Annotated in this window: 25 protein-coding genes and 7 tRNA genes; 14 read left to right on the forward strand and 18 right to left on the reverse strand. The window is 40.5% G+C overall.

Annotated elements, in window-relative coordinates; all coding sequences use genetic code 11:
- On the forward strand, positions 1 to 216 hold a 216-nt coding region (locus tag NTZ93_00445; GenBank protein ID MCX6816335.1), incomplete at its 5' end, for a hypothetical protein.
- A gap of 11 nt (positions 217 to 227) precedes the next feature.
- Here the strand turns inward: NTZ93_00445 and NTZ93_00450 are convergent.
- Entirely contained in the window at positions 228 to 1,244 is a 1,017-nt protein-coding gene (locus NTZ93_00450; protein ID MCX6816336.1) for an AIR synthase family protein, read from the reverse strand.
- Between the two features lie 221 nt (positions 1,245 to 1,465).
- Between NTZ93_00450 and NTZ93_00455 the strand changes: the two genes are divergently transcribed.
- The gene (locus tag NTZ93_00455; GenBank protein MCX6816337.1) at positions 1,466 to 2,158 is read left to right on the forward strand and encodes a hypothetical protein; all 693 of its coding nucleotides are present in this window, start codon (positions 1,466 to 1,468) and stop codon (positions 2,156 to 2,158) included.
- 11 nt (positions 2,159 to 2,169) lie between these two features.
- Here NTZ93_00455 and NTZ93_00460 read toward each other — a convergent pair whose 3' ends face one another.
- Complete coding sequence (locus NTZ93_00460) at positions 2,170 to 3,186, reverse strand: acyltransferase (protein ID MCX6816338.1); 1,017 nt, start codon at positions 3,184 to 3,186, stop codon at positions 2,170 to 2,172.
- A gap of 71 nt (positions 3,187 to 3,257) precedes the next feature.
- Between NTZ93_00460 and NTZ93_00465 the strand changes: the two genes are divergently transcribed.
- From NTZ93_00465 to NTZ93_00500, 8 genes are all read left to right on the forward strand, one after another.
- Positions 3,258 to 3,341: transfer RNA gene (locus tag NTZ93_00465), tRNA-Leu, on the forward strand.
- A 38-nt stretch (positions 3,342 to 3,379) separates the two neighbouring features.
- A tRNA-Pro gene (locus NTZ93_00470) sits at positions 3,380 to 3,452 on the forward strand.
- A gap of 25 nt (positions 3,453 to 3,477) precedes the next feature.
- Positions 3,478 to 3,548: transfer RNA gene (locus NTZ93_00475), tRNA-Gly, on the forward strand.
- Positions 3,549 to 3,574: 26 nt separating this feature from the next.
- Positions 3,575 to 3,647 (forward strand) — tRNA-Arg (locus NTZ93_00480).
- Positions 3,648 to 3,733: 86 nt separating this feature from the next.
- Positions 3,734 to 3,808: transfer RNA gene (locus NTZ93_00485), tRNA-His, on the forward strand.
- Positions 3,809 to 4,110: 302 nt separating this feature from the next.
- Positions 4,111 to 4,503, forward strand: a complete 393-nt coding sequence (locus tag NTZ93_00490; GenBank protein MCX6816339.1) for a hypothetical protein — start codon at positions 4,111 to 4,113, stop codon at positions 4,501 to 4,503.
- A 214-nt stretch (positions 4,504 to 4,717) separates the two neighbouring features.
- Positions 4,718 to 5,308 (forward strand): NYN domain-containing protein, encoded by a 591-nt coding sequence (locus tag NTZ93_00495; protein ID MCX6816340.1) that lies wholly within the window; start codon positions 4,718 to 4,720, stop codon positions 5,306 to 5,308.
- A gap of 69 nt (positions 5,309 to 5,377) precedes the next feature.
- Positions 5,378 to 6,949, forward strand: a complete 1,572-nt coding sequence (locus NTZ93_00500) for a glycosyltransferase family 39 protein (protein ID MCX6816341.1) — start codon at positions 5,378 to 5,380, stop codon at positions 6,947 to 6,949.
- Here the strand turns inward: NTZ93_00500 and NTZ93_00505 are convergent.
- The 4 genes from NTZ93_00505 to NTZ93_00520 form a co-directional block, all read right to left on the reverse strand.
- Positions 6,933 to 7,973, reverse strand: coding sequence for a DEAD/DEAH box helicase (locus NTZ93_00505; protein MCX6816342.1), 1,041 nt, complete (start codon positions 7,971 to 7,973; stop codon positions 6,933 to 6,935). The two genes, NTZ93_00500 and NTZ93_00505, sit on opposite strands and share 17 nt — an antisense overlap.
- A gap of 105 nt (positions 7,974 to 8,078) precedes the next feature.
- Positions 8,079 to 8,582: a hypothetical protein gene (locus tag NTZ93_00510; protein MCX6816343.1), complete on the reverse strand. Its 504-nt coding sequence runs from the start codon at positions 8,580 to 8,582 to the stop codon at positions 8,079 to 8,081.
- A gap of 62 nt (positions 8,583 to 8,644) precedes the next feature.
- Entirely contained in the window at positions 8,645 to 9,457 is an 813-nt protein-coding gene (locus NTZ93_00515; GenBank protein MCX6816344.1) for a class I SAM-dependent methyltransferase, read from the reverse strand.
- Positions 9,457 to 10,305 (reverse strand): PfkB family carbohydrate kinase, encoded by an 849-nt coding sequence (locus NTZ93_00520; GenBank protein MCX6816345.1) that lies wholly within the window; start codon positions 10,303 to 10,305, stop codon positions 9,457 to 9,459. The genes NTZ93_00515 and NTZ93_00520 overlap by 1 nt, the downstream gene beginning before the upstream one ends.
- A gap of 16 nt (positions 10,306 to 10,321) precedes the next feature.
- Here NTZ93_00520 and NTZ93_00525 point away from each other — a divergent pair, with 16 nt between their 5' ends.
- On the forward strand, positions 10,322 to 11,323 hold the full coding sequence (locus tag NTZ93_00525; GenBank protein ID MCX6816346.1) for a tRNA guanosine(34) transglycosylase Tgt: 1,002 nt from the start codon (positions 10,322 to 10,324) through the stop codon (positions 11,321 to 11,323).
- Here the strand turns inward: NTZ93_00525 and NTZ93_00530 are convergent.
- Genes NTZ93_00530 through uvrB form a run of 3 tightly spaced genes read right to left on the reverse strand, consistent with a single transcriptional unit; the run spans position 11,292 to position 17,323 of the window.
- On the reverse strand, positions 11,292 to 12,506 hold the full coding sequence (locus NTZ93_00530) for a GIY-YIG nuclease family protein (GenBank protein MCX6816347.1): 1,215 nt from the start codon (positions 12,504 to 12,506) through the stop codon (positions 11,292 to 11,294). The two genes, NTZ93_00525 and NTZ93_00530, sit on opposite strands and share 32 nt — an antisense overlap.
- Complete coding sequence (uvrA, locus tag NTZ93_00535) at positions 12,503 to 15,328, reverse strand: excinuclease ABC subunit UvrA (GenBank protein ID MCX6816348.1); 2,826 nt, start codon at positions 15,326 to 15,328, stop codon at positions 12,503 to 12,505. Before uvrA ends, NTZ93_00530 begins: the two co-directional genes overlap by 4 nt.
- Before the next feature lie 3 nt (positions 15,329 to 15,331).
- Complete coding sequence (gene uvrB / locus NTZ93_00540; protein ID MCX6816349.1) at positions 15,332 to 17,323, reverse strand: excinuclease ABC subunit UvrB; 1,992 nt, start codon at positions 17,321 to 17,323, stop codon at positions 15,332 to 15,334.
- A gap of 64 nt (positions 17,324 to 17,387) precedes the next feature.
- On the opposite strand from uvrB, the gene NTZ93_00545 reads away from it, so the two are divergent.
- Together NTZ93_00545 and NTZ93_00550 are read left to right on the forward strand one after the other, a co-directional pair.
- Positions 17,388 to 17,993 (forward strand): thiamine diphosphokinase, encoded by a 606-nt coding sequence (locus tag NTZ93_00545; protein MCX6816350.1) that lies wholly within the window; start codon positions 17,388 to 17,390, stop codon positions 17,991 to 17,993.
- Positions 17,994 to 18,016: 23 nt separating this feature from the next.
- Positions 18,017 to 18,475 (forward strand): hypothetical protein, encoded by a 459-nt coding sequence (locus NTZ93_00550; GenBank protein MCX6816351.1) that lies wholly within the window; start codon positions 18,017 to 18,019, stop codon positions 18,473 to 18,475.
- 10 nt (positions 18,476 to 18,485) lie between these two features.
- Here NTZ93_00550 and NTZ93_00555 read toward each other — a convergent pair.
- The 7 genes from NTZ93_00555 to NTZ93_00585 all read right to left on the reverse strand — a co-directional run bounded on the left by NTZ93_00555 (position 18,486) and on the right by NTZ93_00585 (position 23,542).
- Positions 18,486 to 18,558 (reverse strand) — tRNA-Lys (locus tag NTZ93_00555).
- 96 nt (positions 18,559 to 18,654) lie between these two features.
- The gene (locus tag NTZ93_00560) at positions 18,655 to 19,674 is read right to left on the reverse strand and encodes a radical SAM protein (protein MCX6816352.1); all 1,020 of its coding nucleotides are present in this window, start codon (positions 19,672 to 19,674) and stop codon (positions 18,655 to 18,657) included.
- Between the two features lie 7 nt (positions 19,675 to 19,681).
- Positions 19,682 to 19,753, reverse strand: a tRNA-Arg gene (locus tag NTZ93_00565).
- The gene (locus tag NTZ93_00570) at positions 19,753 to 21,096 is read right to left on the reverse strand and encodes an ABC transporter substrate-binding protein (protein ID MCX6816353.1); all 1,344 of its coding nucleotides are present in this window, start codon (positions 21,094 to 21,096) and stop codon (positions 19,753 to 19,755) included. The genes NTZ93_00565 and NTZ93_00570 overlap by 1 nt, the downstream gene beginning before the upstream one ends.
- Positions 21,093 to 21,305: a preprotein translocase subunit SecG gene (gene secG / locus NTZ93_00575; GenBank protein MCX6816354.1), complete on the reverse strand. Its 213-nt coding sequence runs from the start codon at positions 21,303 to 21,305 to the stop codon at positions 21,093 to 21,095. The genes NTZ93_00570 and secG overlap by 4 nt, the downstream gene beginning before the upstream one ends.
- Before the next feature lie 3 nt (positions 21,306 to 21,308).
- Positions 21,309 to 21,716, reverse strand: coding sequence for a phage holin family protein (locus NTZ93_00580; GenBank protein ID MCX6816355.1), 408 nt, complete (start codon positions 21,714 to 21,716; stop codon positions 21,309 to 21,311).
- Positions 21,713 to 23,542, reverse strand: coding sequence for a transglutaminase-like domain-containing protein (locus NTZ93_00585; protein MCX6816356.1), 1,830 nt, complete (start codon positions 23,540 to 23,542; stop codon positions 21,713 to 21,715). The genes NTZ93_00580 and NTZ93_00585 overlap by 4 nt, the downstream gene beginning before the upstream one ends.
- An 88-nt stretch (positions 23,543 to 23,630) precedes the next feature.
- Here NTZ93_00585 and lexA point away from each other — a divergent pair, with 88 nt between their 5' ends.
- On the forward strand, positions 23,631 to 24,257 hold the full coding sequence (gene lexA / locus NTZ93_00590; GenBank protein MCX6816357.1) for a transcriptional repressor LexA: 627 nt from the start codon (positions 23,631 to 23,633) through the stop codon (positions 24,255 to 24,257).
- Here lexA and NTZ93_00595 read toward each other — a convergent pair.
- Complete coding sequence (locus tag NTZ93_00595) at positions 24,250 to 24,897, reverse strand: DedA family protein (protein MCX6816358.1); 648 nt, start codon at positions 24,895 to 24,897, stop codon at positions 24,250 to 24,252. The genes lexA and NTZ93_00595 overlap by 8 nt on opposite strands.
- Positions 24,890 to 25,705, reverse strand: a complete 816-nt coding sequence (locus tag NTZ93_00600; protein ID MCX6816359.1) for a thiamine pyrophosphate-dependent enzyme — start codon at positions 25,703 to 25,705, stop codon at positions 24,890 to 24,892. Before NTZ93_00600 ends, NTZ93_00595 begins: the two co-directional genes overlap by 8 nt.
- Positions 25,706 to 25,708 lie beyond the last annotated feature (3 nt).

Genomic DNA, 25,708 nt, shown 5'->3' on the forward strand with positions numbered 1-25,708 from the left:
TTTACAAAAGTTGAAACTGACGGCGAAAAAATTAATTTTACAACTGATAACCGGGTAAAATGTTTGAATTGTCAAAAGGGCATAAGTGATCCTTTTAGCCTAGTTTTTCCGGCTGGCAAAGAAATTGATTTTATTATTACCAGCGACCAGTTAATTAAATCGATAACATTCACTGAACCTGAAGACAAGGTGGCTGAATTTGTTTTTTGGAAATAATAGAGGAAAATTTATTTAAAAATCTTAGTTATTTCGTCTTTGGCTGAAAAATCCAGATCTTCAACTCTTCCCGCAGTCACTATTTTAAGCCCCTGATTTTTCTCCTTAATTTCTCCTATGGTAGTAGCTAAAATTTTGTGCCTTCTTAAGACCGAAGTGATCGAATCTACGCTTTCTGGAGGTGCAATGATTAATAAGGCTCCCGAAGCTATTGTTTTTAACGGATCTAAACCATATTCTTCACAAAGGATTCCTGATTCTTCTAGAATCGGAATTTTTTCTCTGTCAACCAGCAAGCCAACCCGCGAGGCTTGGGCTACTTCATAAAGTCCGGCGGAAAGTCCTCCCTCTGTCGGATCGTGCATTGCATGAACGACAAACTGATTTGCCAAAAGTGCGTCTCTAACTACCGAAAGGCCGGGTTGATGAAGAAAATTTTGACTTTTTCGGATAAACTCTTCGTCGTACCCTCTCTTTTTTAATTCCTCTTGTTTTTCCCTCGCGATGATTGACGTGCCCTCGATGACGATACCTTTTGTTAAAATAATTGCATCCCCAGGTTTAGCTCCCGATGTAGAAACTAATTTCTCTTTGGCAACTTCGCCCAACATCGCACCAACAACAATTGGCCTGTCCAAATTATAAGTAACCTCAGTGTGTCCCCCAATAACCGATACCCCTAATTCCTTAGATGCTTGAGAGATTTGAGCAAAAATCTCCTCGATTTCTTTCTCGGTGGTCTTTCCGTTCTGAAGAAGTATGGTCGGGAGAAACCATTTTGGGGTAGCGCCGGTTGTGGCAATGTCATTTGCGTTGACCTGAACCGCATACCAGCCAATGTTGTCCGTTGCAAAAGTTATCGGGTCGGTTTTTACAACGAGGAAGCGGTCGGGAAATTCAATGACCGCCGCGTCTTCCCCCAGTTTGGGTCCCAAGGCCACCCGGGGGTCTGATAAGGTTTCGTATTTTTTCAGTAGCCTTTCCAATAATGGAAAATCCAATTTCCCCAGCGGCAACATTTTTTTCATCTTCCTCTTTTCTTCCGGCAGCTTAGCTTAGCAAGTTTAACTATCAATTTATACTGTCTCATTTATCTTGGTTCGACCTTGCTCACCACAAACACTCGACTCCGCTCAGTGCAAGCATTAAGCCTTGATGTGAGACAATGGTTATAGGGATAGAATGGTCCCAGACCGGCCCGCTCAACTGCGTTTGTAGCTTAAATTTAATTATAAATAAAGAGTTGATTATGTTAGATAAAGGAGATAGAACGCCAAAAGAGTATGCGAGCGTTCAGGCTCAAATACAAAAACAAAAGAATGCATTAGAAGCACGTTTGTTAGAACATCCATTGGATAACTTTAAAACCTTTTACTTTATAGCCTTGGATTTGGGGTTTGCTGACGAAGAAGAGTTAATACAATATCTTCAGAATAAAAAAGTTTTAGATGTAGGTTCGGGTTTTAATGGTCTAGCGATTGGCAGTATTTTAAAAGGCGTTTCTACTGATATCATATCTGTAACTCCACGCAAGAGGGATCCAAATTTTCAAGTTTATATGAGAAAACTTTTAGAAAGTGAAGATGAATATAGAGTGTATAGTCGGGAAGAGAAAGATAAAGCAATAAAAGAAAGTATGCAAAAAACTTATTTTATGTTTGCTCATGATTTATCTTTTTTTAAAGATGAAAGTTTTGATGTGGTTATTGATAATGCGGCGAGTTTTTATTATGCCAGAAATGATGAGGTTCTTCTTCTCAGGCAAGGTTTGCGTGAAGAGTTAAGGGTGTTGCGTCAAGGAGGAACTATACGAGTTGGAGACTTTAACACATATGGTTATAATCCTCCGAGCTGGAGGGAAGGAGTCCTTATTGATGAAGGTGTAAATTATAGTGTTTTTAAAAACCCACATACATCTGGAGTTGAAATCACTAAAATATGATGAGTGGGAATTTACCCAGTTAATTTAGACAGATACGGAATTTTGTGGATGAGATAAGCCAAAATGAATGAAACAGAACTGGTTAAGAAAAAGAAAGTGAGATTGGGCCAGAACTGAGAGAAGGTTGCCAGTGGCCAAATTGTTTCTAAAACAATAATGTGGATAAAAAAGACTAAAAAAGAGAGGCGGGAAATAGTTTTTACAAGGGCAAGATTAAGTTTAATTTTGGTAAACAGATAATATAAGATGGCGGCAAAAGAAAAGGTATAAGGTAATATTAACGGCCGCCAGTTGGAATAAAAAAATAAATAATTCCCGGTTTGATAATATAAACGTTCTCCCTGGTAAAAAATAAAGTAAGCGAGGGTGAGAGTAATTAAGATTAACAGCCAGAGAAATTTTTTAACAAAATTAAGCAATTGTTCCTGATGGTGAGATAAAACCATGCCGACAATAAAAACATAATAGTTAAAGAAAGCGACTTTAATAGGGTAAAAAGTATTAGTGGGAAGTAAGTAATAATCCTGATATAAAAACAGTAATTCAATGATACCTAAAATTATCAGCATCCAGCGATTGGTAAAAAAATGATACAAGCGATGCAGGAGCGGGAAAATAAAATAAAAGATTAAGAGAGACGGGATGAAGTAAAGCTGATAAGAAGCAGTGCCGGAAACCAAACTAATAAAAAAATTGTTATTAAGTTGGGAGTAAACAAAATAAAAGTAAACAATGCTCCAAAAAACATAAGGAATAAAAATCCGGCTAAGACGTTTTTTTAAATATTCCCAATAATTGGCGTGATGGGAATAGTTTAGTTCCAGGACAAAACCGGAAATCATAAAAAACAGCGGTACGGTAAAGCGGGAAGCCTGGTTAAGAAATAAGGTCCAGGGAAGATGGTAAAGGTCGTTGGCGGTGGCCTGAAAGGCTTTGGTGGTCGTGTGGATTAAAATTACGGCTAAAATAGAGATTAGTCGGAGAAGATCAATCGCCGGATTGTAAGTTTTTGCTTGAGTATCGGGCATGGCAAAATTTTAGCAAGATATTCAGCAAAAGAATAGATTTGATTTTTTTGGTATAATTTTAGCTGATTGAAGGCCAGATGGTGAAATCGGTATACACGCAAGACTTAAAATCTTGTGACCGCAAGGTTGTGAGGGTTCGAGTCCCTCTCTGGCCACCTCGCTTCGCTCGGTGCGGAGCACATTAGTTGTCGGCCGGGGTGTGGCTCAGTTGGTAGAGCGCTTCGTTTGGGACGAAGAGACCGCCAGTTCGAATCTGGCCACCCCGACAGCGCAGATTTTATTTAGAGATCTGCGGGTATGGTTCAATGGTAGAACCACAGATTTCCAATCTGTTGATGCGGGTTCGATTCCCGCTACCCGCTCCCTTCACAGAGTTCAGGGTAAACCTGCGCCCATAGCTTAACGGATAAAGCGGCTGCCTTCTAAGCAGTAGACTGGGGGTCCGATTCCTCCTGGGCGCACTTCGGCCCGCGTTTAGCGGGCCTCAGTGCAAGCCTTTCGGAAATACCTCAAGGCAAGCACATAAGTGGTAGAATATTGATAAATGGTGACTGTAGCTTAGCTGGTTTAAAGCGCCTCCCTGTGGAGGAGGAGATCGGCGGTTCAAATCCGCTCAGTCACCCTTCGTCGTTTCACTCCTCAGGGCAAGCCCATAATTTGTATTGAGAGTATTTTAAGGTTTTTTCCTCAAGAGAATCCCCTATCCAAAGGTCATCTCAAAACGACTACAGGAAAGATTAAATTGACTAACCACATTTCTTCTGTTAACATATTGTTTAATGTTATTCTACAAATACTTAACCAACCGCCGTGGTTTCCGTACTAGCCTTTCGGAGGTTTTGTTGTAATAATAAATTAATTCACATCTGCAAGACACGCCTCCGTAAGGAGGTTTTTTTGTGTCTTGCAGATTAAAAGGAATATATGAAACAAGAAACAAATGATTCTTTTAATGAATTAATACAGGCGGTGGAAGCTGCCGGCGGCTGGGATGGTTATTATCAAATATCGTACAAAGAACAGCTAAAAAGACGACAGCAGCGGGTTAAGGAGTTTGATCATACGTCTTCGGCAGACTCGGCCGATCGACATATTTATGCCGAAGATCTGTCCGAAATTGAACAAATCCAGACGCTGTTTTCGCTTCATGAGGCTTTGAGCGAATATGGCTATAGACAGGATAACCTGTTCCTGAAACTGGCACACACTCTGGACTATTACGGCAGTGTTTTGCTGCCGATGAAGAAGTTAGTTGAGCAGGGCAAAACACAGGAGGCCATTGATCTCTTTTCTCAGCCGCGTCACTATCACAGGTAAATAAACCAAGAAAGGGGCCAAACAAGGCCCCTTTCTTTAGGTTCCAACCACCCTTCACTAAAGTTTCGGAGTGGCATGGCGTCCCTTCGGGGGTACTCAGGGCAGGCGTTCGCTGTGTATCTTGACACGCTCTTAAAAGTAGTGTTAAATATATTTATTCTCGCCTCGTCCAAGCCTTACGGCCCGACGAGGTTTTTGTTATAATGGATTAAATATGCCAATACAAAAACTACAAATACTTTATATTGATGGAGAGAATTTAAAGTTTTATCTTAAAAGCGTATTGGGTTCCAAGTCTATTCAGAAACCATATTTATTGGAAAATATTGATTACGAAAAACTATTCACTTCTGCATTGGCAGACTTTGACTTATCCGAAAAAAGATTTTATTCGGCAAAACTTAGAGAACAACAAGGGTTTTTAACAAAATCCAGAGAATTGATTCAAAGGCAAAGAGCTTTAAAGTCACACTTGGAACAACAAGGGTTTACTTTTATTATTTCTGGCAATGTTAGAAAACAATCCGTTAGTGTTAACGGGAGAAGTAAAACTATTTTTAAAGAAAAAGGTGTGGATGTAAGAATAGCTGTTGATCTTGTATCTGAATCTTGTGATGGTAAAGTTGGAAAGGTTATATTGTGCAGTTCGGATTCAGATTTACAGCCGGCTGTTTCCGAAGTTAAGCGTAGAGGAGTTGAGGTAGTTTATTTAGGTTTTGAGATTTGTCCAAATAAAGGATTAACCTATACAACAAGTAGAACTATTCTTTTGAGAAATTCGGAAGTGCTTGACTCGTACAATTAAGTTCTGTGTAGGTTCCAACGTCCCTTCGGCAATAATCAAACAAGAGTGATAAAATAAATTTAAAGAGGTATGAAGTTTTTAAAGAAAGAAAAGTTAGTTATTCTGTTATTGATTGTTTTAGGTTTTTTATTTCGTTGGTATCTGATCAGAGACAACTATTTTGAGTTTTATTATTATCAGGCCAGAGATGCCGATGTTTCCCGCTCAATTCTGGAAAAAGCCGATTTAAAGATTCAAGGTCCGGCAACGAGCGGGACTAACGACAAAATTTACAATGGTGTTCTGTATTACTACTTAACCGGACCTATTTATACGTTATTTAAAGGCAACCCTCTGGCCCCGACTTTATTTTTAAGTTTCTTAAGTTCTTTAGCAGTGGTGCCAATATATTTAATTGGTAAAGAGATTTTTAAATCAAGAAACGTAGGTATTGCTGCAGCTTTGCTCTATGCTTTTTCCGTGGATGCTAGCCAGCTGGGAACCTGGTTAGGGAATTCCAGTATCGCTACTTGGTCGGTCCCCTTTTTTTATTTTTTTCTGTGGCAGTCTTTATTTAAAAAGAAGAAAAAGTTTTTAGCGCTAACAGCTTTATTTTTAGGTCTGGCCAATCAGGCAACTCTCTACACGGCTTACTTAATAGGAATCGTGGTAATGGTATATATTTTTCAAGCGATAAAAGAAAAAAACTTTTGGTTCTTAGGTGGGAAAAATTTCTTTAAGGCAATAGCAATTTATTTAATGGTTGTCAGCCCAATGATTCTTACCCAAATTAAGCTACTGCTAGCCGGGGTGTACAAATTAAATCAGTTAAGCACAAATGCCGGCGGAAAGCCTACCTTCTATGAATTAATTAGGGGAATTAGCGGAGTATATGTTAATAAAGCGGAGATGACTTTATTGCCATCAATACCAAAAGTTTCACTAATGCTAGTTTTTCTCATTATTTTTTGGTTTCTAATCAGAAAAGATTCCCGAGCAAAAAAGATTTTTATTAGTCTGTGGCTGTTTACGCCGGCTCTACTGTTTTTAATCTTGGGTCGGGCTTCCTATTACTCTATAACCGGTTTAAATTCAGGTATTTATTTAATTGTTGCCTGGATTTTTTACCAAGGTTTTAAAAAAACTTTGCCTAACATGTTGCGTGTGGCAACGACAGTAGGAATCATAATTTTTATTGCCTCAAACTTTAACGCGGTGCAAAAGATCAGGGAAACACAAGCGAATAACTTGACCGTCCAAAGCGGGGCCTTTTTAAATCGGTTGCTGGAAGTCGTTGATTACACTTATAAAGCAGCTGGCGGCAAGCAATTTTCAATCTCTGCCTTAACTAACCCTTATAAATACAGCACGACTTGGGCTTATTTATATTCTTGGTACGGAAGGGAACACTATGGTTATCTCCCCAAATTTGTTGGTTCGGATCAAAAAGGAATCCCGGCCGGTGACTTACTCGAAAATATTAAGACACCGGAAAAAATCCATTTTTCTATTTATGAAACCGACCCCGGAGGATTAGCCATGTTTGTGCCGGAATTTAGAAAATGGCAAGAGGAAATCGCCGGTCCAGCTAGCGCTAAACTTAAGTTCGGATCGATATCTTTGGAACAAAGAGGTGTAAATAAGTTTATGGTACCAAAGTAATGGCGATGCCTTGTTTGTCGGCCCGGCCGGTGCGGCCAATGCGATGGATGTAGTCGTCTTGGGTTTCCGGCAAATCAAAATTAATGACATGGGTGACATTGGCAATATCCAGACCCCGTTGAGCGACATCAGTGGCCAGTAATATCTTGACCTCGCCGTTTTTAAACTGCCTCAAAGCTTTTTCTCTTTGGCCTTGGGTTTTATTGCCGTGAATGGCGGTAGCCTTAAATCCCCTTTCAATTAATGTTCTGGCCAGCTTTTCCATACTCCACTTGGTCCGGCCAAACACTAGGACACGGTCAAACCCAGGCTTAATTAAAAGGTCGTGCAAGACGTCAATTTTATTCCGGCCATTAAGCCTGACAATTTCCTGATTAACATTATCGGCCACCGCTCCGGTTTTAACTGAGATAATTACCGGATTTCTTAAAAAACCGGCCATGACGTCTTTGACTTTGCCTTCGATAGTAGCGGAAAAAAATAATGATTGCCTTTTTTGGGGTAAAAACGAAATTAAGTGTTGGATATCATGAATGAAACCCATATCGAGCATGCGATCGACTTCGTCAAGAACGAAGATGGTAAAATTGCTTAATTGGAGAATCCGTCTTTTCTGCAAATCCTTTAATCGGCCGGGTGTCCCGATGACAAATTGCGGGTTTTGGCGTAAGTGTTTAATTTGCTGGCCCATTGCGGCGCCACCAATGCATAAGGCCGAATATAGTCGTAGATTTCTGGCAAGCGTCACAAACTCGGCTTCAATTTGGGTGGCTAATTCTCTGGTGGGGGTAATCACTAAGACTTTATCATGGTTATTTTTGTAAACTTTATCAATTAAAGGAATGAGAAAGGCGGCGGTTTTACCGGTGCCGGTATTAGCCACACCCACGACATCTTGGCCGGCAATAACCAGAGGAATGACTTGATCTTGAATGGGGGTAGGAATTAAATAACCTTTGTTTTTGGCATTAAGTTTGATTTGGTCGGTTACCGGAAAATCAGCAAAGTCATGCTTGATTGCCACGACGTCCAATCTGGATTTTTGAGGGGTTTGATTAATAAAAAAGGATGGGTTAAACGATCGCGGTTGTCTACGGGCTCGGAAAAATCGCTTCTGTCGGTACATACTTTAGGATATGGAAACGCTTGGCTGGCTGTTTTTCAAAGTTGACAAAATCAGCAACTCAGCTTTTTCCAGTAAAATTCCTTTGGCGGCGGCAATTTCCTGGGTAGCCTGAATCATCGCCTGTTGATAAATACCTAATTTCCCCCCGGCTAAAAAACCGGATTTATCCTGTTTTTCCAGCCATAATTGTTGGAGCAATTTTAAAGTTTCGGCCAATTCGTTGGTATTTAGGGCAGATTTGATTTCGAGAAGATTAAGTGCCGCAGTCTTGTTGGGCAGTTTAGAAATTGAGACCAGTAACTGTTCCGCTTTTTCCCTAGACACAGGTTTGCGAAGATTTGGGTTATGTGAATTTTGCAATTGAACGGAATAAGTCAGACCATGACTGGCTTTTAGATTAAAGTATGGTTGTAAGTCAATGGAGTCTTTTTTAACATGGCTAACTTTTAAGACTTTTCCATGACGGACAAGTAAATCACCAACAGCAAAGCTTAAAGTGTTTAACATACCTTCCCAACCTGATTCCGATCTTAAGAAGCTAAATAAGTAGTTTAATTATAGCACAGAAATTATTTTTCCGCCTGATGGAGATTATAGTTGGCTAAACCAGTTTCGAAACTTTCTTTTTCTTTAACAAAGGCTAAATAGTTACGCTTGATTGCTAAAAAAAACGGAAAAGGCAATAAGCCCAACAATTGAATTATTAATTTTAGTCGTTTTCCCAGCTGATAGAAATGTTCAACGGTGGGTTTTACCGCATTAAGCTTTGTGGTTACCCTAATTTTCTTAAATCCGGCCAAACCTATTTGTTGGCTCATTTCTTTTGTTGTATCAAGTTTTTTAAGACTAAATGATTTCTGCCAATCTTCGACTAATTGTTTTTGTTTTTGCGTGTTTGGGTGTTTGGTAAGATAACCATCGGCAATAAGGAGTCGGCCGCCGGGTTTAAGAATCCGGTAAGCTTCTTTAAGAAAAGAACTTTTGGGGGTGGCGTAACAAATACTTTCAATGCCATAAACGACGTCAAAATAATTATCAGGGAAATTGGTGTGAGTATAATCCTGAACCTGGAAATTTGTTCGGGGATGTTTTTTGGCAAATTTAATTTGAATGGGTGTAATACTAATTCCTGTGACCCAGGCGCCAGTTTTTTCGGCGATGTAAATTGCGGTACTGCCGACGCCACAGCCGGCATCTAAAACCCTTTCCCCTTTTTTGATTTTAGCGAGATCAATAATGGCTTGATTTTCGTTAAGAGCGGCTTGATAAAGTGAATGGGTGTTTTGGTTCCAAAAACCGTGATGAAATTGGTTGCGGCAGAATACCCGATAAAGCCACTGGCTGGAGTTGTAATAATCAATAATTTCCCGTTGATAGGTCATTAAAAGTTAATATTAAACTTAATTTTATCAGTTGAGAAGAATAGGCGTTGACGGGCAAGAGAGTTAGCAAAATGTCCGGATTCGCTTATATTTTTGGTTTTAAAATAACGGTAAGCAAAAGCGGCGCTAAAAACATCGCCGGCACCGACAGAATCAATAATTGCTGAGGCGGGCACAGCGACTGTGGGTAGAATTATAGATTCAGTTGAAGTGACGGCCAAAGCCCCTTTTTCTTCCTGGGTCACCAACCAAATTAGGGGAAATTTTTGAGCGTAATTTTTAGCTTTATCTATCATTTCCGGAACGTCCTGTTCTGAGGTAATGATAACGTCAAAGAAGGGCAAAATTTGATCGGCTTCAGAAAAATTCCGAAGCAGCACTTCGCCGTCGGATTGAAATTGGCGATAATAGCCCTGAGGGAGAAAAACTTTTAAGGTTTTAGAATTGGCAAAAGAGACAAATTTTTTAACATAAGCGGGAGTGATATTAGGTTGAAGCGGAGCAAAAAAAAGAATATCGGCCTGGAAAATTAGTTGCTGAAGGGGTAAATCAATAGAGGCGCAAGGAGGATTGTCTAAATTTAGGGCTGATTGAGTTCTGGTTCCTTGTTTGATAATATTTTCATAAATAAGCGTGTTGGTAGAGTTAGGAACTGGCGGGTAAATGTTAATGTTTTTCAAGAAAGGTAAATAATCCGGACCATATGAAGCAACGATCGTCAGTCGGCAATCGGGTAACTCTCTAAAAATTTTGTGCATAAACATAGATGGACTGCCCGGGCCAAGATAGCGAGAATTTTCCGAAGTATTTTTGTCCAGGCAAACATGCCCGAAAATGACAATATTCATAACTGTATAATACAGCATGGCCAATCAATTTTTTAAATCGCGTTCCGGTAAAATCCCCTACCCGCTGTTTTTCCCAGACGCGACCAGAGCGGTAGTGCGGACATTGACATCCGAAGATTTAATTAAGACTAAAACTTCGGGAATTTTGGTTAACACTTTGCATTTATATTGGGATTTAGGCGAAAGTGTTTTGAAAAAATTTAAGGGAATCAGCAACTTTATGAATTGGCCAGGGGCAGTAATTTCCGACTCAGGCGGATTTCAGGTAATGAGTTTAGCGAAAAAAGGGTTAGGGAAAGTGACTGACGAAGGGGTGAGATTTAATTTGACGAAAAAGAAACAAGTGCTGTTGACTCCGGAATTATCAATTAAGTACCAAAGCCTTTTAAAAACTGATTTAATGGTGGTCTTGGATGATTTTACCCCGCCAGGAGTGACGAAAAAACAAGCGCGAGAAACAGTGGAGAGAACGATTGAATGGGCGAGAAGATGTAAAACAGAGTTTGCCAAAATTTATAAAAATAAAAAAGACCGACCTTATCTTATCAGCGTGGTTCACGGAGGAGATTACCTGGATTTGAGAAAAGAATGCACCGAGCGGTTAGCAAAAATTGGTTTTGACGGTTATGGTTACGGCGGTTGGCCGATGGACAGAAACGGAAAATTTAATTTAAAGGTGGCCAGCGTTATTAGGGATAACGCGCCCAAGGATTCTTTGTTGTACGGTTTGGGTGTGGGTAAGCCGGAAGATATTATCGCTTGCTACAAATTAGGCTTTAAAATCTTTGATTGTGTGATTCCGACCCGGGATGCCCGGCATGGCCGATTGTTTGTGTTTAAAAACAAAGGTTTTGATTATGAGAGTATTTATCCGCAAAAGAGCAGATATAAAACTGACAGAAAATGGGGCTATTTACACCATTTATTTAAGATTAAGGACCCAGCTGCTTGGAGGTTGGCGACGATGAATAATTTAAGCTTTTACTCTACTTTAATGGCAAAACTGCGCGAAGCTTAAGATGAAGTTTTTTGGCAAAGCGGTGGGATTCGTTGCGCAGGTATTGAAGCAATTGAAAGCCGGGATTGTCGGACTTTACCTGCAGGGAGAGAACCTGTAGGCTAATAAGGCGGTCGGGACGTTTAGCCAGACCGATGACCGGAATATTCCAGGTAAGAATTTTTTTAACGGCCTTAAGTTGATTTTTACCGCCGTCAATCAAGATTAAATTGGGGATTCCCCACTCCAAATGGCGCTGCCGGCGCGTTAAAACTTCCTGCAGCATTTTTAAGTCATTAGGAGTGTTTAAAGAACAAATTTTGAAATAACGGTATTGATCTGGGCGAGGCTGACCGTTGATAAAAACAACCATAGAGGCAGTCGGGTTTTTACCCAAAAGGTTACTGACGTCATAGGCTTCAATCCGGGTTAAAGGATAGGCCGGCGGGAGAGGGAAAATACGTTTTAACAAACGCCTTAAGTAAATAATCCGTTCGTTGGTTTTGTCTGAACTTAAAATCGGCAGGTCAAGTTTTTCGGTGATTGGCGCCGAGGATAAATTATTTATGGCTTGGATTTGATTGCGATAATCAGCGGCCGTTTCATAATCTTGCGTGCGGGCGGCGGTTTTTAACTTTTCTTTTAATTGAGTTAAAAGCAGTCTTTTTTTACCGCCAAGTAAAAGTTTCAGATGATTAATTATTTGTTGGTAATCGGAAGCAGAAATTTTACCACAACAAGCACCGGGACAAAGATGCAGGTGGTAGTAAAAGCAGGCTTTACCAGGTTTGGCGTTACAATAGGGAAAAATTCTTCTCAAGGTTTTTAAAATAAAATAGAGTTGTTTTGAAGAAGAAAATGGGCCAAAGTCGCCGCTTTTTCGGGTAACTAAAACTTTTGGAAAAGTTTCTTTAGTGATGCTGACGTAAAGTTTGGATTTGTCGTCTTTTAACAAAATGTTGTATTTAGGCTGATAAGTTTTTATGAGCTCTGCTTCCAGTAAGATTGCTTCAAATTCCGAATCTGACTGCTGAAATTTTATTTTGGTTCTTTCGGCAAGCATCTGCCTGGTTTTAGGACTACTTTGATTAATTAAAGTGTAGCTTTTTAAGCGATTGTTAAGATTTTTGGCTTTGCCAACGTAAATTACTTCCTTCTTTTTATTTAAAAACCAATAAACTCCTGGAGTTTGAGGAAACTTCATAAGATTTTTTTAAGATATTGGCCGGTGTAAGAATTTTTAATTTGAGCGATTTGCCAGGGGGTGCCGGCGGCAATAATTTTGCCGCCTAGGTCGCCGCCTTCAGGACCAAGATCAATAACCCAGTCAGCATTTTTAATAATATCCAAATTATGCTCGATAACAATGACGGTGTTTCCCTGATTGACCAGTTGTTTTAAAACCAAAAGCAGTTTGTTCAAATCTTCGAAATGCAGGCCGGTAGTCGGTTCATCAAGGAGGTAAAGAGTATGGCCGAAGCCGTGAACGGATAATTCTCTGGCCAGTTTAATCCTTTGGGCTTCCCCTCCCGAAAGCGTCGGAGCCGGCTGGCCAAGAGCAATATAACCTAAACCAACTTCCTGAAGGGTGATCAGTTTCCGGTAAAGGGGTGAATAACGAGGAAAAAATTTCAGAGCCTCATCAACAGTTAAATTTAAAACTTCGGCAATATTTTTATCCTGATATTTTACTTCCAGGGTGGAGGAATTGTAGCGACTACCATGACAAACTTCGCAAGCAATATAAACGTCGGCCATAAATTGCATGAGAATTTTGACTTGACCTTCCCCTTGGCAGGCTTCGCAGCGGCCGCCCCGAATATTAAAACTAAACCGTCCCGGCTTAAAGCCGTGAATTTTAGCATCTTTGGTTTGACTAAAAAGCGCGCGAATAAAATCAAAAGCCTTAGTGTAGGTGGCCGGGTTGCTTCTGGGTGTACGGCCGATCGGACTTTGATCAATTAAAGCGACTCGGGTAATAGTTTCATAGCCAGTAATAGATTGATAATTTTTTTTAGTTTCGTCTTTTAAAGCAGGATAAAGCGTGTCATGAATTAAAGTTGATTTCCCGGAACCGGAAATGCCGCTGACGACAATCAAATTACTTAAAGGAAATTTAACAGTAATATTTTTCAAGTTGTGTTCAGTGCAACCAACCAACTCAAGTGATAGATTGCTTTTTAATCTTGATTCGGCAACAGAAATTTTCTTTTTTCCTGAGAGATATTGTCCAGTCAGAGAGTTTTTATTGCTGATAATTTGATTACGGGTTCCAAAAGCGATAATTTCTCCGCCGTTTTTTCCGGCTTCAGGGCCGAAGTCAAAAAGATAATCGCTTTGCAACATGATTTCCCGATCGTGTTCAACAACAATAATGGAATTACCTAAATCACGCAGCTCTTTAAGGGTGTTAATTAGACGTTGATTATCCCTTTGATGCAAGCCGATCGAGGGTTCGTCCAGAACGTAAAGAACGTTGGTCAGGCCACTGCCGATTTGAGAAGCAAGCCTGATCCTTTGGCCTTCACCGCCGGCTAAAGTAGCGGCTTCCCGGCTTAGGGTTAGATAGTCTAACCCAACGGAAAGGAGAAATTTTAAGCGGGTAGCAATTTCTTTTAAAATGGCGCTGCCGATTTGCAGCTCTTTTTTGTTTAGAGAGGTGGTTGAAGACGAGCTAAGGGTGGTGATAAATTGATAAGAGTCTTTGACAGACAAATTGGTTAATTCAAAAATGTTTAATTTATCAATACTAACAGAAAGAGATTCGGGCTTTAAACGGCTGCCATGACAGCTAGGACAGATGGTTTTATTCATGTATTTGGAAAATTCCTGACGGATAAAATCGGAGCTGGTTTGGCTAAACCGCCTTTCCATGTTGGGAATGACCCCTTCGAAGGAATCATCGCCGTAAAGAACGGTTTTTTGGACTACTGAAGAGAATTGATTCCAGGGGGTGTGAAAGTCAGCTAATGGTTCTAATTTCTGATTAAGCCAACTGCCGGTAGCCAACTGCGAGGCAAAGGGAATAATGGCCCCTTCAGACAAAGTCAGATTAGGGGCAATAATTTTTTGAGGATCAATTTTTAAAAGTGTGCCTAAACCGGTGCAGACGGGGCAAGCGCCGTGTGGAGAATTGAAGGAAAAAATCCTCGGTTCCAATTCAGGCAAACTAATTTGGCAATGGGGACAAGCATAATTGGAAGAAAAAAGCTGGTCAGAAAAGCTTTTAGGTTTTTCAGGAAAAGAAAAAGAAGAATCTTTAATCTGGCTGACAATGACTAAACCATTAGAGAGTTTTAAAGAAGTTTCTAAGTCTTGAGTTAGACGGGAGTTCAATTGTTTAACTTCAGCAGAGTCTTTCAACTGGGTTTTGGAAAAAGAAATCCGGTCAATTAAAACATCAACGGAATGCCGATTGGTTTTAATTAAAATAATATCATCATCCAAATCAAAGATTTTTCCGTCAAGCCTGATTTTTTGAAAACCTTTGGATTTTAAATTTTTAAATAATTCCAAAAAACTGCCTTTTTTATCGCGGATAACCGGACTTAAAACCATATAGCGGACAACCGAACTAGTTTGAGCACTTTGAGTAATTAAATTAATCGCCATTTGGCTGATTTGATCTAAAGAAAGCTGACTGATTTCCTGACCGCATTTAGGACAATGAGGCCGGCCGATACGGGCGTATAAAAGCCTTAAATAATCGTAAATTTCCGTAATCGTTCCAACGGTGGAGCGGGGGTTGTGAGAAACGCTTTTTTGGTCAATGGCGATGGCCGGAGACAGGCCGCTAATTTGATCAACGTCCGGTTTGTCCATAATGCCTAAAAATTGCCGGGCGTAACTAGAAAGAGATTCGACATAACGACGCTGACCTTCGGCATAGATGGTATCAAAAGCCAGGGAGCTTTTACCGGAACCGGAAAGGCCGGTAAAAACCACCAGTTTATTTTTGGGGATTTTTACGTTCAGGTTTTTTAGATTATGCTGGCGGGCGCCTTTGATATAAATATAATCATCCATAAGTTATTGTTTTAGTTTTTTGATAATATCCCTGATTTGTGCGGCAACTTCAAAATCCATGTTTTTGGCACTTTGGTTCATTTTTCTGGTTAAATCTCGAACCAACTTTTCCCTATCTTCAGGGGTCAGGCCGGAAAGTGGAATTGGTTCAGGGAGAGCTGCTTTTATTTGATTGACCAGTTGTTGGCGGATTGGTTTACTGATAGATTTGGGGGTTAACTTATGTTGGAGATTATATTTTATTTGTATCTGCCGGCGGCGGTTAATTTCACTGATAGCGGTTTTCATTGATTTAGTAATCGAGTCGGCGTACATTAAAACTTGGCCGTTAATATTGCGGGAGGCCCGGCCCATAGTTTGAATTAAGGAAGCTCTACTTCTGAGAAAACCGGCTTTATCGGCGTCTAAAATAACCACCAAACTGACTTCCGGCAGATCCAGGCCTTCCCGTAAAAGATTAATGCCGACAATGGCGTCGTAATCCCCTTTTCTTAGAGCCTCCAGAATGTCGCTGCGGTCAAGAGTTTTAACGTCGCTGTGAAGATATTGGACTGATATTTTTTTCTCTTTTAAATAATTGGATAAAGCCTCGGCAGTTTTTTTGGTGAGGGTGGTGATTAGAACTCTTTCATTTTTCTTAACCCTTTTTAAAATTTCTTTAATTAAATCTTCGATTTGGCCGTTGGTTTTTCTGATCGATATGGCCGGGTCGATTAAGCCGGTCGGCCGAATAAGTTGTTCGACCACTTGGTTTCCAGATTGGCTGATTTCCCATTCCTCTGGAGTAGCGGAAGTGTAGATAACTTGGTGGACCCGATGTAAAAATTCAAGAAATTTAAGCGGCCGGTTGTCCAGGGCAGAGGGAAGCCGAAAACCGTAATCAATTAAAGTGGTTTTGCGGGATTGATCTCCACGATACATGCCCCTGATCTGAGGGATAGTCATGTGTGATTCATCAATAATTGTTAAAAACCCGTTGGTTTTGAATCGGCTGGTATTAAACTCAAAGTAATCAAGAAGGGTAAAGGGCGGGTTACCGGGACGGCGGCCGTCAAAATAACGGGAATAATTTTCGATGCCATTAACGTAACCTAAGGCTTTAATCATTTCTAAATCATGGGTGACTTTTTGTTCCAAGCGATATCCCTCGACGATTTTTCCTTGAGTCTTAAATTCTTTAAGTCTGGTTTGCAGATCAAGATTAATTTGTTTTAGCGCCTGGGTTTGAGTGACGGGATTGGTTAAATAATGCTTAGCCGGGTAAATATTGGCCCGGTAAGGGTGAGGCTTTAATTGTTTAATTAATTGAAGCGTTAATGGTTTAACGAAAGAGATTGATTCAATTTGGTTATCCAGTAAAATCAGACGGATTACTTGATCGGAATAAGCCGGCCAAATAATGAGTGATTCCCCCTTAATTTGAAAACAGCCGCGTTTAATTTCCGTGTCGTTGCGTTCATACTGCAGGTCGGTTAAGCGGGAAAATAAGGTTTGACGGTCAATTAACTGACCTTCAATTAATTCTAAAACTTTCCGGCCGTATTCTACCGGTGAGCCTAAGTTGTAAATACAGGAGACAGAAGCAACCACGATTACATCCGGGCGGCTTAATAGGTTAGCAGTAGCCGAAAGACGGAGTTTGTCGATTTCATCGTTAATGTCGGTTTCTTTTTCGATATAAGTGTCGCTGGCCGGGATATACGCTTCCGGCTGATAGTAGTCGTAATAAGAAACAAAATAGCTGACGGCATTTTGGGGAAAAAAGTCACGAAATTCCTGATAAAGCTGAGCGGCCAAAGTTTTATTGTGAGAAATAACCAGGGTGGGTTTTTGAGTTTTAACAATGACATTGGCAATCGTAAAAGTTTTGCCACTACCGGTAACTCCCAATAAAGTTTGGTGGGATTTACCTTTATTGACTCCTTGGACCAGCTTATCAATTGCTTGAGGCTGGTCTCCGGTCGGCTGAAAATCTGACTTTAGTAAAAATGGCATAACCTTATATTTTACCACGTACAAAAGAATACTTTATACGTGGCAGGCCGTTATATAATGAGTGATGGTCAAAAGGGCAGTAGTGTTTGCTAACGGTGAATTGGCGGATGTTTCCTGGCTTGCAATTAAAAAAACAGATTTATTAATTGGGGTGGACGGCGGAACAAAATATATCCGAAAGCCTGATTTGATAATCGGCGACCTAGACTCATTAAAGAAAGTGCCGAAAAATATTCCAATAATAAAATATCCCAGAGATAAAGATATGACTGATATGGAACTGGCGCTGGAATACTGTTTAAAACAGAAGATTGAGGAAGTGATTTTGGTCGGGTTTTTAGGTAGACGCTTGGACCACATGATTAGTAATTTAATGGTTTTAGCAAAATTACCAATTAAAGTATCGATTATTGAGGGAAACCAAGAAATATTTTATTGTAAAAATAAAATAGAGATTAGTGGGAAGAAGAACGATTTAATTTCTCTGATTCCCCTACTGGGAGATTGTCAGGGTGTAATGACTCAAGGTTTAAAATGGTGCCTACAAGGAGAGAACCTGCAGGTTGGGGAAAGCAGAGGGGTGAGCAATGAGATGCTGGGTAATAGATGTACTGTTGGTTTGAAACGAGGATGTTTACTAATTATTCACACCTTCAAGGATGTTCCTTGAAGGTTCTTGAAGGTTATACATCAATGAAAGAAGAAGCACTATTTTTACTTTTTAAAGAAGATTGGTGTGTGACAAAAGTAGACTATCTGCAAGACGCGCCAATTACCTCTAGAAGGCATAGCGAGTGTCCTTTATATATTGCCATTGGGAGTGATAATAAGCTGGGAATCTTTCATATTCCGGCAACAGATATTGATGCCATATTGACCTCTGGAGTTTTGGAAAAATTATCAAAAGAGGTTAAGTTAATTAGAAAAACCTGCGTTTTATCTTTTTTTGACCGATCACCGATTAAAGCGGAAAGGATTCATCTTGTGGAGAGAGAAGTGGGGATAAATCCGCAACAAACTATGGACGTTGATTTATCCAAATATGTACCGGCCGGAACTTTATTTGATCTAGAACTTAATGAAAAAGGAATTTCGGCTAATTTTTCGAATGAAAGTATTTTAATTGTGGAGTTAAAACAATTACTAGCGTAGATAATTCTTGTGAGCCGGCCGGGACTCGAACCCGGGACAAATTGCTTAAGAGGCAATTGCTCTACCGACTGAGCTACCGGCCCTTCGCTACGCTCAGGGCTGGCCTTTCTCCGCCGGTTGGCGGATCAAGGCGGAGCCCATTTTACTTAGGGTAAAGCCATTTTAACATATCTAAGGTGTTATTTCCCCAGACAGAGTTGGCCGCAGGCGGCCTGAATGTCTTCACCGAAAGATTTACGGACAGTAAAATCGACATGATTGGCTGTTAAAATTTGCCCGAAAGCTCGGAGTTTTTCCGGGGAAGACCGCTGAAATTCAAAACGCTCTTTATAAGTATGAAATTGAATTAAGTTAACGTGATAAAGGTAATTTAAGCGGCCCTGAGATTTAATTAATTTAACTAAGGCCTGAGAGTGTTCGGGAGAATCGTTAACGTTATTAAGTAATAAGTAAGCAATAAAGATTTTTCTTTTGGTAAGTTTTAAGTGCTCGGTTAAGACAGACATGACTTGCTTTAGAGGGTAAAGTTTATTAACCGGCATTAATTCGGATCGTTGATTATCAAAAGGAGAATGCAGAGAAAAAGCCAGATTAATTTGGGGAAACAGTTTGGTGAAACGCTTAATTTCCGGGATAATGCCGACAGTGGAAAGGCTGATTTTTCGGTCGCTATAGCCAAAGCAATTTTTGTCGGTAAAAATACGGATAGCGGCAAAAACGTTATCGGGGTTCATAAGAGGCTCACCCATGCCCATAAAAGTAAGGTGGCCCTGGAATTGATCATAAACTTTAAAATACAAAACCTGGTCGGTAATTTCATCGGCGGTAAGTTTTTTCCGCAAGCCCATTGTTCCGGTGGAGCAAAAGCGGCAGCCCAAGTTGCAGCCGGACTCGGAGGAAACGCAGACAAAAGGGTCTTTTTTAGTCATGACGGACTCGATTTGGGCGCCATCCCTGGTTTCCAACAGTATTTTTTTGGCGATTGCTCCCTCTGATTGTTTAATTTTTTTTAAAAATAAAACAGTGCCGAGTTTGGCCTTAAGTGTATTTCTTAAGATAAGAGGGAGATTGGACATTTTTTGGTAATCAAGAATGTTTTCCTGATAAATTGCCGTTAAAATCTGCTGTAAACGAAAAGCCGGCTGGTTTAGGTCCGCCAGAATTGATTTAATTTGGTCAAGACGGGAAAGTGTTGACATAAATAAGTGCTCCCGGCGTGAATTGAACACGCATTTTTCGTTCCGAAGACGAACGCTCTATCCGTTGAGCTACGGGAGCTAACGACTAATAGTATAAACCGTCGGGTGCTCCAGAAAAATAGCCGGCAAGTCTTCCACTAAAAACCGCTGGAAATCCTGGTAAATTTCTTTTCTTTTAGTTAAGTCAGAGATTTTGCGGCCGTCTTCCAGAAGTTTATCGATTTTTAAATCAGAATAATGAGTCACATTCGTGTCTTGAGTGGAATGCCACAAGGTATGTTGGTCCGGGTCGGGCGGGATTTCCTGGGTAATCAGTAAAACCTGGAAATCAGGTTCAATACTGGAAACAATTTTAATTTCAGTTTGGATATGCAAAACTTTTTCCCAGGAGGCGGCAATCGATTCCGCCAGATCTAGAAATGATTGACTGGTGCCCAGAGTAATTTTTAGCTGTCCGGAAATTGAGGCATCCTGAGAAAATTTAGAGTACAGGTCCTGGGCTTGCACTGGGCTAAAATCATATGGTTTGACTTTAGAATTATAGGCCCAGGAATCCGGGCTAATCGGCGATAAGGCCCGACTGTCAGCAGAGGCGGATTTATTTTCTAAGGCATAGGCTAGTGCCTGGCGGAGGTTTTTCTGTCCGAAAATCGGATTGGACAAATTAAAAATTAAGGCAACGTACTGCTGGTTATTAATTTTTTTGGTTAATTTAACCTTTGACTGCCAAGTTTTGTCTAAAGGGTTAATCAATAAATTTTCCAAGCGATCGATTTCCCCTAATCTAAATCCCAACCAGGCTGACTCCTGAGAAGGATAAAATTTATAAATTAGGTTTTGTGTAGATCCGGTTAATTCCAGCGACTTTAAATAAGGACCGGAAAAATGGACTGATTTAATAATATATTGGCCGGCACCGACAGTCTGATTCTTAAATAAAGGGCGGGAAAGAACTGTTAAAAACGGAGAATACGGTTCTTTAAGTTTAAACTCCAGGGTATAATCGTCGATTGCCTTAAATTCAATATCCGGAATATCAAAAGCAAGGTCTTTGGTTTTAATTTCTGTTCCATCTGACCAAAAATTATTCGGTTTCAGAAAAATTTTGTAGACCGTTTCATCGCTATTTATTTCCCATTTTAAGGCTAAATCGGGTTGAGGCAGCCCGGAAATATCAATTTTAGTCAAGCCCCGGCTGATTACCTGGGTAATTGCCGGCGGCAGATTGTTAAAAGTATATTGACTGACTTGGCCGATTCTGATTTGAGGCTTGAATTTGGGTAAAATTAGCGGCAAAAGATTTTTAGTAAATAAAACTAGACAGGCGCCTAAAAGGGCGGCATAGCCAATCAATTTTTTGTGTTTAAAAAAAAATGATTTTACCAACCAAAAAGGCTTGCGGAAAGAGCGCGTCAAAATCATAAATGGAAATTAAAAAGCGAAACGATGACAAAAGCGACAGCTAAAACTATGGTGGTTAAGAACACAGTCTTTTCCATGCCTCTTTTGGAATGATAGGCTTGTGATTGTCCGCCAAAAGTGCTGCTTAAACCCGTACCTTTAGCTTGTAATAAGATTAAGCCAATTAAAAGCAAGCTGATAATAATTTGTAAAATAATCAGCCAGGACATAAATTACTCCTCAATTAAAAATTTGTTTAAAAAATTAAATACCAGACTTAAGAAAAAGGAGGCCAGAATAAGAGAGACAAAAGGATTAATAAATAAGGTAGGGGTGATAAAACCAGCATAAGAGATAGAGAAGAAGGTAAAAGCGGTCACGGTCAAGTCGGGAATAATTTTGGTGGCAATCAGCAGGACAAGAACATTGGCGAGCCAGCTAAATAAACCTAAGGTCAGTAAATTAATCGGCAGGAGTAAGAGTTTAATAACTGGTTTAACCAGTTGGTTTAAAAGGCTAATGATAAAACCGGCCCAAATCAGATTTAATAAATCTTTAGGAATATTAAGGCCAGGATAAAACTTAGCTACAATAAAGAGGCTAAAAGCGGTCAATAAACTTTGACGAAGAAAATGTTTCATATCTTTGGTTTTATTATAATCTTTTTGAGAAGCAAAAAAATTGCGATGAGGAAGATCAGCCCGGATATCCAGAGTAAAAAAGTTTTATTAATAAAAGAGAGAGAGTAAATCGGTTTAATGGTCAGACTGTGTTTAATTGAGGAAAATTGTGAAGCGGCCTCTAAATTTAACACAAAATTTTGTGTCCAGGAGGAAGCAGGCAGTTCGAAAGGGATCGTGAAGTGAGATTGCGGCGGCAGGGCGGGAATTTCCCAAAAATCGACAGTCGGCTTAAGGCGGTTAGTGGTGAGCTTAACGGTTTGGTTATAAAGAGCAATATTTCCCGTATTGGTTAAGATAATTTCTCCCCTGATAGGGGTACCGGCCAAAGCATTATGTGGAAGACGAATCTGTAAAGAAGTCTCAGGTTGATGAGTCAAGGGCGAACCGAATTCCACGGAAACATCTTTGGTTTGATCAGGATTGGTTTTATAACCGCCAGCCGGAATGGGATATTGACTATCTTTCCCTAAAATAACAAAAGTGAGATGATTTAAATCAGTCCGATTAAAAAAATCGACGCCGCCAGTGGTATTGCCCCACGTGGGGTCAACGGGGATCCAAAGATTTTTTTCCCGGTCAAAATATTCCGACCAGGCATGAAGGATATCACCTTTAAGGCTTAATGGCCGTAAACCCGGATTGGTAGTATAGGCGTAGCCATTGATTGCCCGGCTGGGAATATTGGCTGCCCGGGTTAAAGCCACAAACAGATCAGTAAATTCCGTACAAATAGCGGAAGTGGGACTATCCAGGGCGTTGGCGGCACCGAACCTGGTGGTGTTGTCAGAAATTCGGCCGTAATCATAAATTAGATTGTCAACTAAATACTGGTAAATTTTTTTAGGGGTCACTAATTCTTGGGCCAGTTTGACAATTCTGGGGTTAGTGGTTTCCCAATATTTTTGGCTGGAAAGATAGTTAACGGAACTATTGAGAGTGCTCAGAAAACTATTTTTTGGCTCAAGGTAAAGTTCGGCTGAGCCGCTAGCGATAATTTTCAAGCTTTGTTTAGAAGTTAATAGATAGTTGGCCAGCCAGTTGCCGTCGCTATCGACGGTAATGTTTTCCGGCTGGGGCTCTAGAGTTTGATAAAGAACAGTTTGCCAGGCGGTATCCGGCGGCAAAGCAATGGCGGTTTTGACCGGAAAGAGATTATTATTTTGCAGGTGATAATTGAGATTAAAATTAAAATATTGGATTTGGCCAAAAGTAGCGGAAATACCTTTTTCAAACAAATCAGCGGGATTAAAACGATAGACAACGAACTGATCATTATTGGTGACACTGATAGGATTAGGGGTGATCGTGGAAACCGGGCCGAAAGCCAGAGGGACAGATAAAGTTAGCTGGTAGGTTTTTAGGTTATCCGTTTTAGTAAATTTAGGAATAGAAATTTCCCAAACATTTCCCAAACGATGGCTGAAATCAGCACTGTCAAATTTCAGGTTAAAAATTTGCGCTTTGTCTTTACCTAAAACTTTTTGAGGGAAAGAAACAGTAATATTGGTGGTTTTTGTACCGGTGATGACTTGAGGTTGAAATAACTCATCGTTATTATCAGTGACGAGGATATTGGACAATTCAGTCGAGCCGATGGTTAAAGTAAACTCTTTAGCGTAAATATTGGAAAGCTGGTTGGTTAAAGTAATGTTCAATTCGGCATGGGTCAGGCCGTCGGGCTTAACGGTGTAATTAACAATGTAGTCAGTTAAAAATTCGGTTTGGGCAAAAACAGGTTTAGATAAAAGAAAGAACAATAAAACAGTAAAAAGACGTTTAAACATTTATCTATTGTAACATGGGGCTTGACATGCGGTTTTTGTTCGGGCTAAGATGAAACAAAGATAAAACAAAGTTAAACCAAACATAATTATGCCGGTAACCCTTTATAAACGCCAAAAACAATTGGTTGATTTTATTGCTCAGTACATTCAAGGCCACGGTCACTCCCCGACTCTCCAAGAAATTGCCGATTCAATGAATTTATCTTCTCTGGCAACGGTCCATGAACATATTGCCACTTTAGCCAGAAAAGGAATTTTGAAAAAATACGAAGGTTCTGTTAGAGGTTTGGAGATTATTGACCCCAGATATAATAATGTTGGGGCGGGGCTAAGCTTGCCGATTTTAGGCTATATCGCCGCCGGCAAGCCAATTGAACCCTACACAGATCCGAATGCTTCTTACAGCGTGGCACCGACCATGGTTTCTGGTAAAAAGCGCTCGTTTGTGTTGCAAGTCAGGGGCGATTCGATGGTGGATGAGGGAATTTTGGACGGTGACTATGTGGTGATTGAAGAAGAGCAGGAAGCGAAAAACGGGGAAATCGTGGTTGCACTTTTGGAAAACGGTTTGGCGACGCTGAAAAGATTTTTCAAAGAAGCGACCAGGATCAGATTAGAGCCGGCTAATTCGACGATGAGCCCGATTTATGCCACTAATGTCCGGATTCAGGGTAAGGTTGTGGGGGTGATCAGGCGGTTTAACCAGGCTAACTGATTTTTGAACGGTAGCGTTTGTTCTTGCTTAATTTGTGGTAGACATAGAAAGCGACGGCAAAAACTCCCAAGGCAAAAATAACAACGTCAAACTTGTGAAAATATTGGCCTAAAGAATGCCAATTTTGACCTAAAACCTTTCCCAGATAAGTTAAGGGGAGACTCCAAATAAATGTGCCTAAGAAGGCAAAGAAAGCAAATTTTTTAACATTCATCCGGCTCATGCCGGCCGGTAAAGAGATAAAAGTGCGGACGACCGGTAAAAGCCGGCTGGTAAAGGTAACTAATTGACCGTGTTGGTTAAACCAATGTTCAGCCTCATCCAGTTCGTATTCAAAAATCAGCAGAAATTTACCGTATTTTTTAATCAGCCGGCGGACAAATTTCTCGCCGCCATAATATCCAAGAGAGTATGACAGCAAAGAGCCGAGAGTGCCGCCCAAGCTGCCGGCGATAACCGTTCCTAAAAAAGTAAAGCGGCCGGAGGCGACCAAAAAGCCGGAGAAGGGCATAATAATTTCCGAAGGTAAGGGAATGTTGGCTGACTCGATAGCCATCGCCAAAGAAATGCCTAAATAACCAAGGTGATTAATAATTCCCATGGCAAAATTACCTAAGAAACCAATCAGGGATTCAATCATAAAGGGAAACTAAAGTTTGGTGTTTTAATATAGGAAAATGTTGATGAAATGCCGGTTTGTTTGTTTCATAAAAAATCCCAATTGGTAGTTTGGCCGTTTCCAAGCTTTTTGCCAAGGCTGAATTAAAATCAGCCGGGTCGTGCTTGGTTTTATGTAAATCGTAGATATGCTCACGATACCAGCTGTAGGGGCGGGTTTTATTAAAAGTTGGGCAGGGTTGAAGCACATCAACAAAGCTGAAGCCAATATGTTTAGTGGCAGCAACCAAAAGTTTAGTCAAATGAGAGATGTTGCCAGCAAAGCCGCGGCCAACAAAGGTGGCGTGATTGACTAAAGCGTTAGCAATAGGGTTAAAAGCGGCCTCGATCGCCCCTCGGGGGGTGCTCGGGGTAACAGTGCCCTGAGGGGTGGTGGGAGATTTTTGACCGGTGGTGAGGCTGTACAGAAAATTATCGTGGCTGATGACCACCAAATCATGGTTGGCACGGCAGGCTTCGATAAAATGGCCGATACCTTCACCAAAACAACCACCGTCGCCGATGACGGAAAAAACCTTCAAATCATAATTGGCTAGTTTAATACCGGCAGCCACGGGAATCGCCCGGCCGTGCAGGCCGTGGAATCCCTTAACGTTAAGAAAGTCTGCCATATTACCGGAACAACCGACGTCATAAGTAAAAACAGCGTCGTTTAAAGTGAGATTAAGTTCGTCAAGGGCAGTCTTAATAGCGCCAAAAATGGCGTAATTGCCGCAACCCGGACACCACGTTGGCGTAACTTTGGTTGTTCTTTGTAAGTTTGATGTCATAAT

Source organism: Candidatus Beckwithbacteria bacterium, assembly GCA_026397255.1.
GTDB lineage: Bacteria > Patescibacteriota > Microgenomatia > UBA1400 > CG1-02-47-37 > JAPLVF01.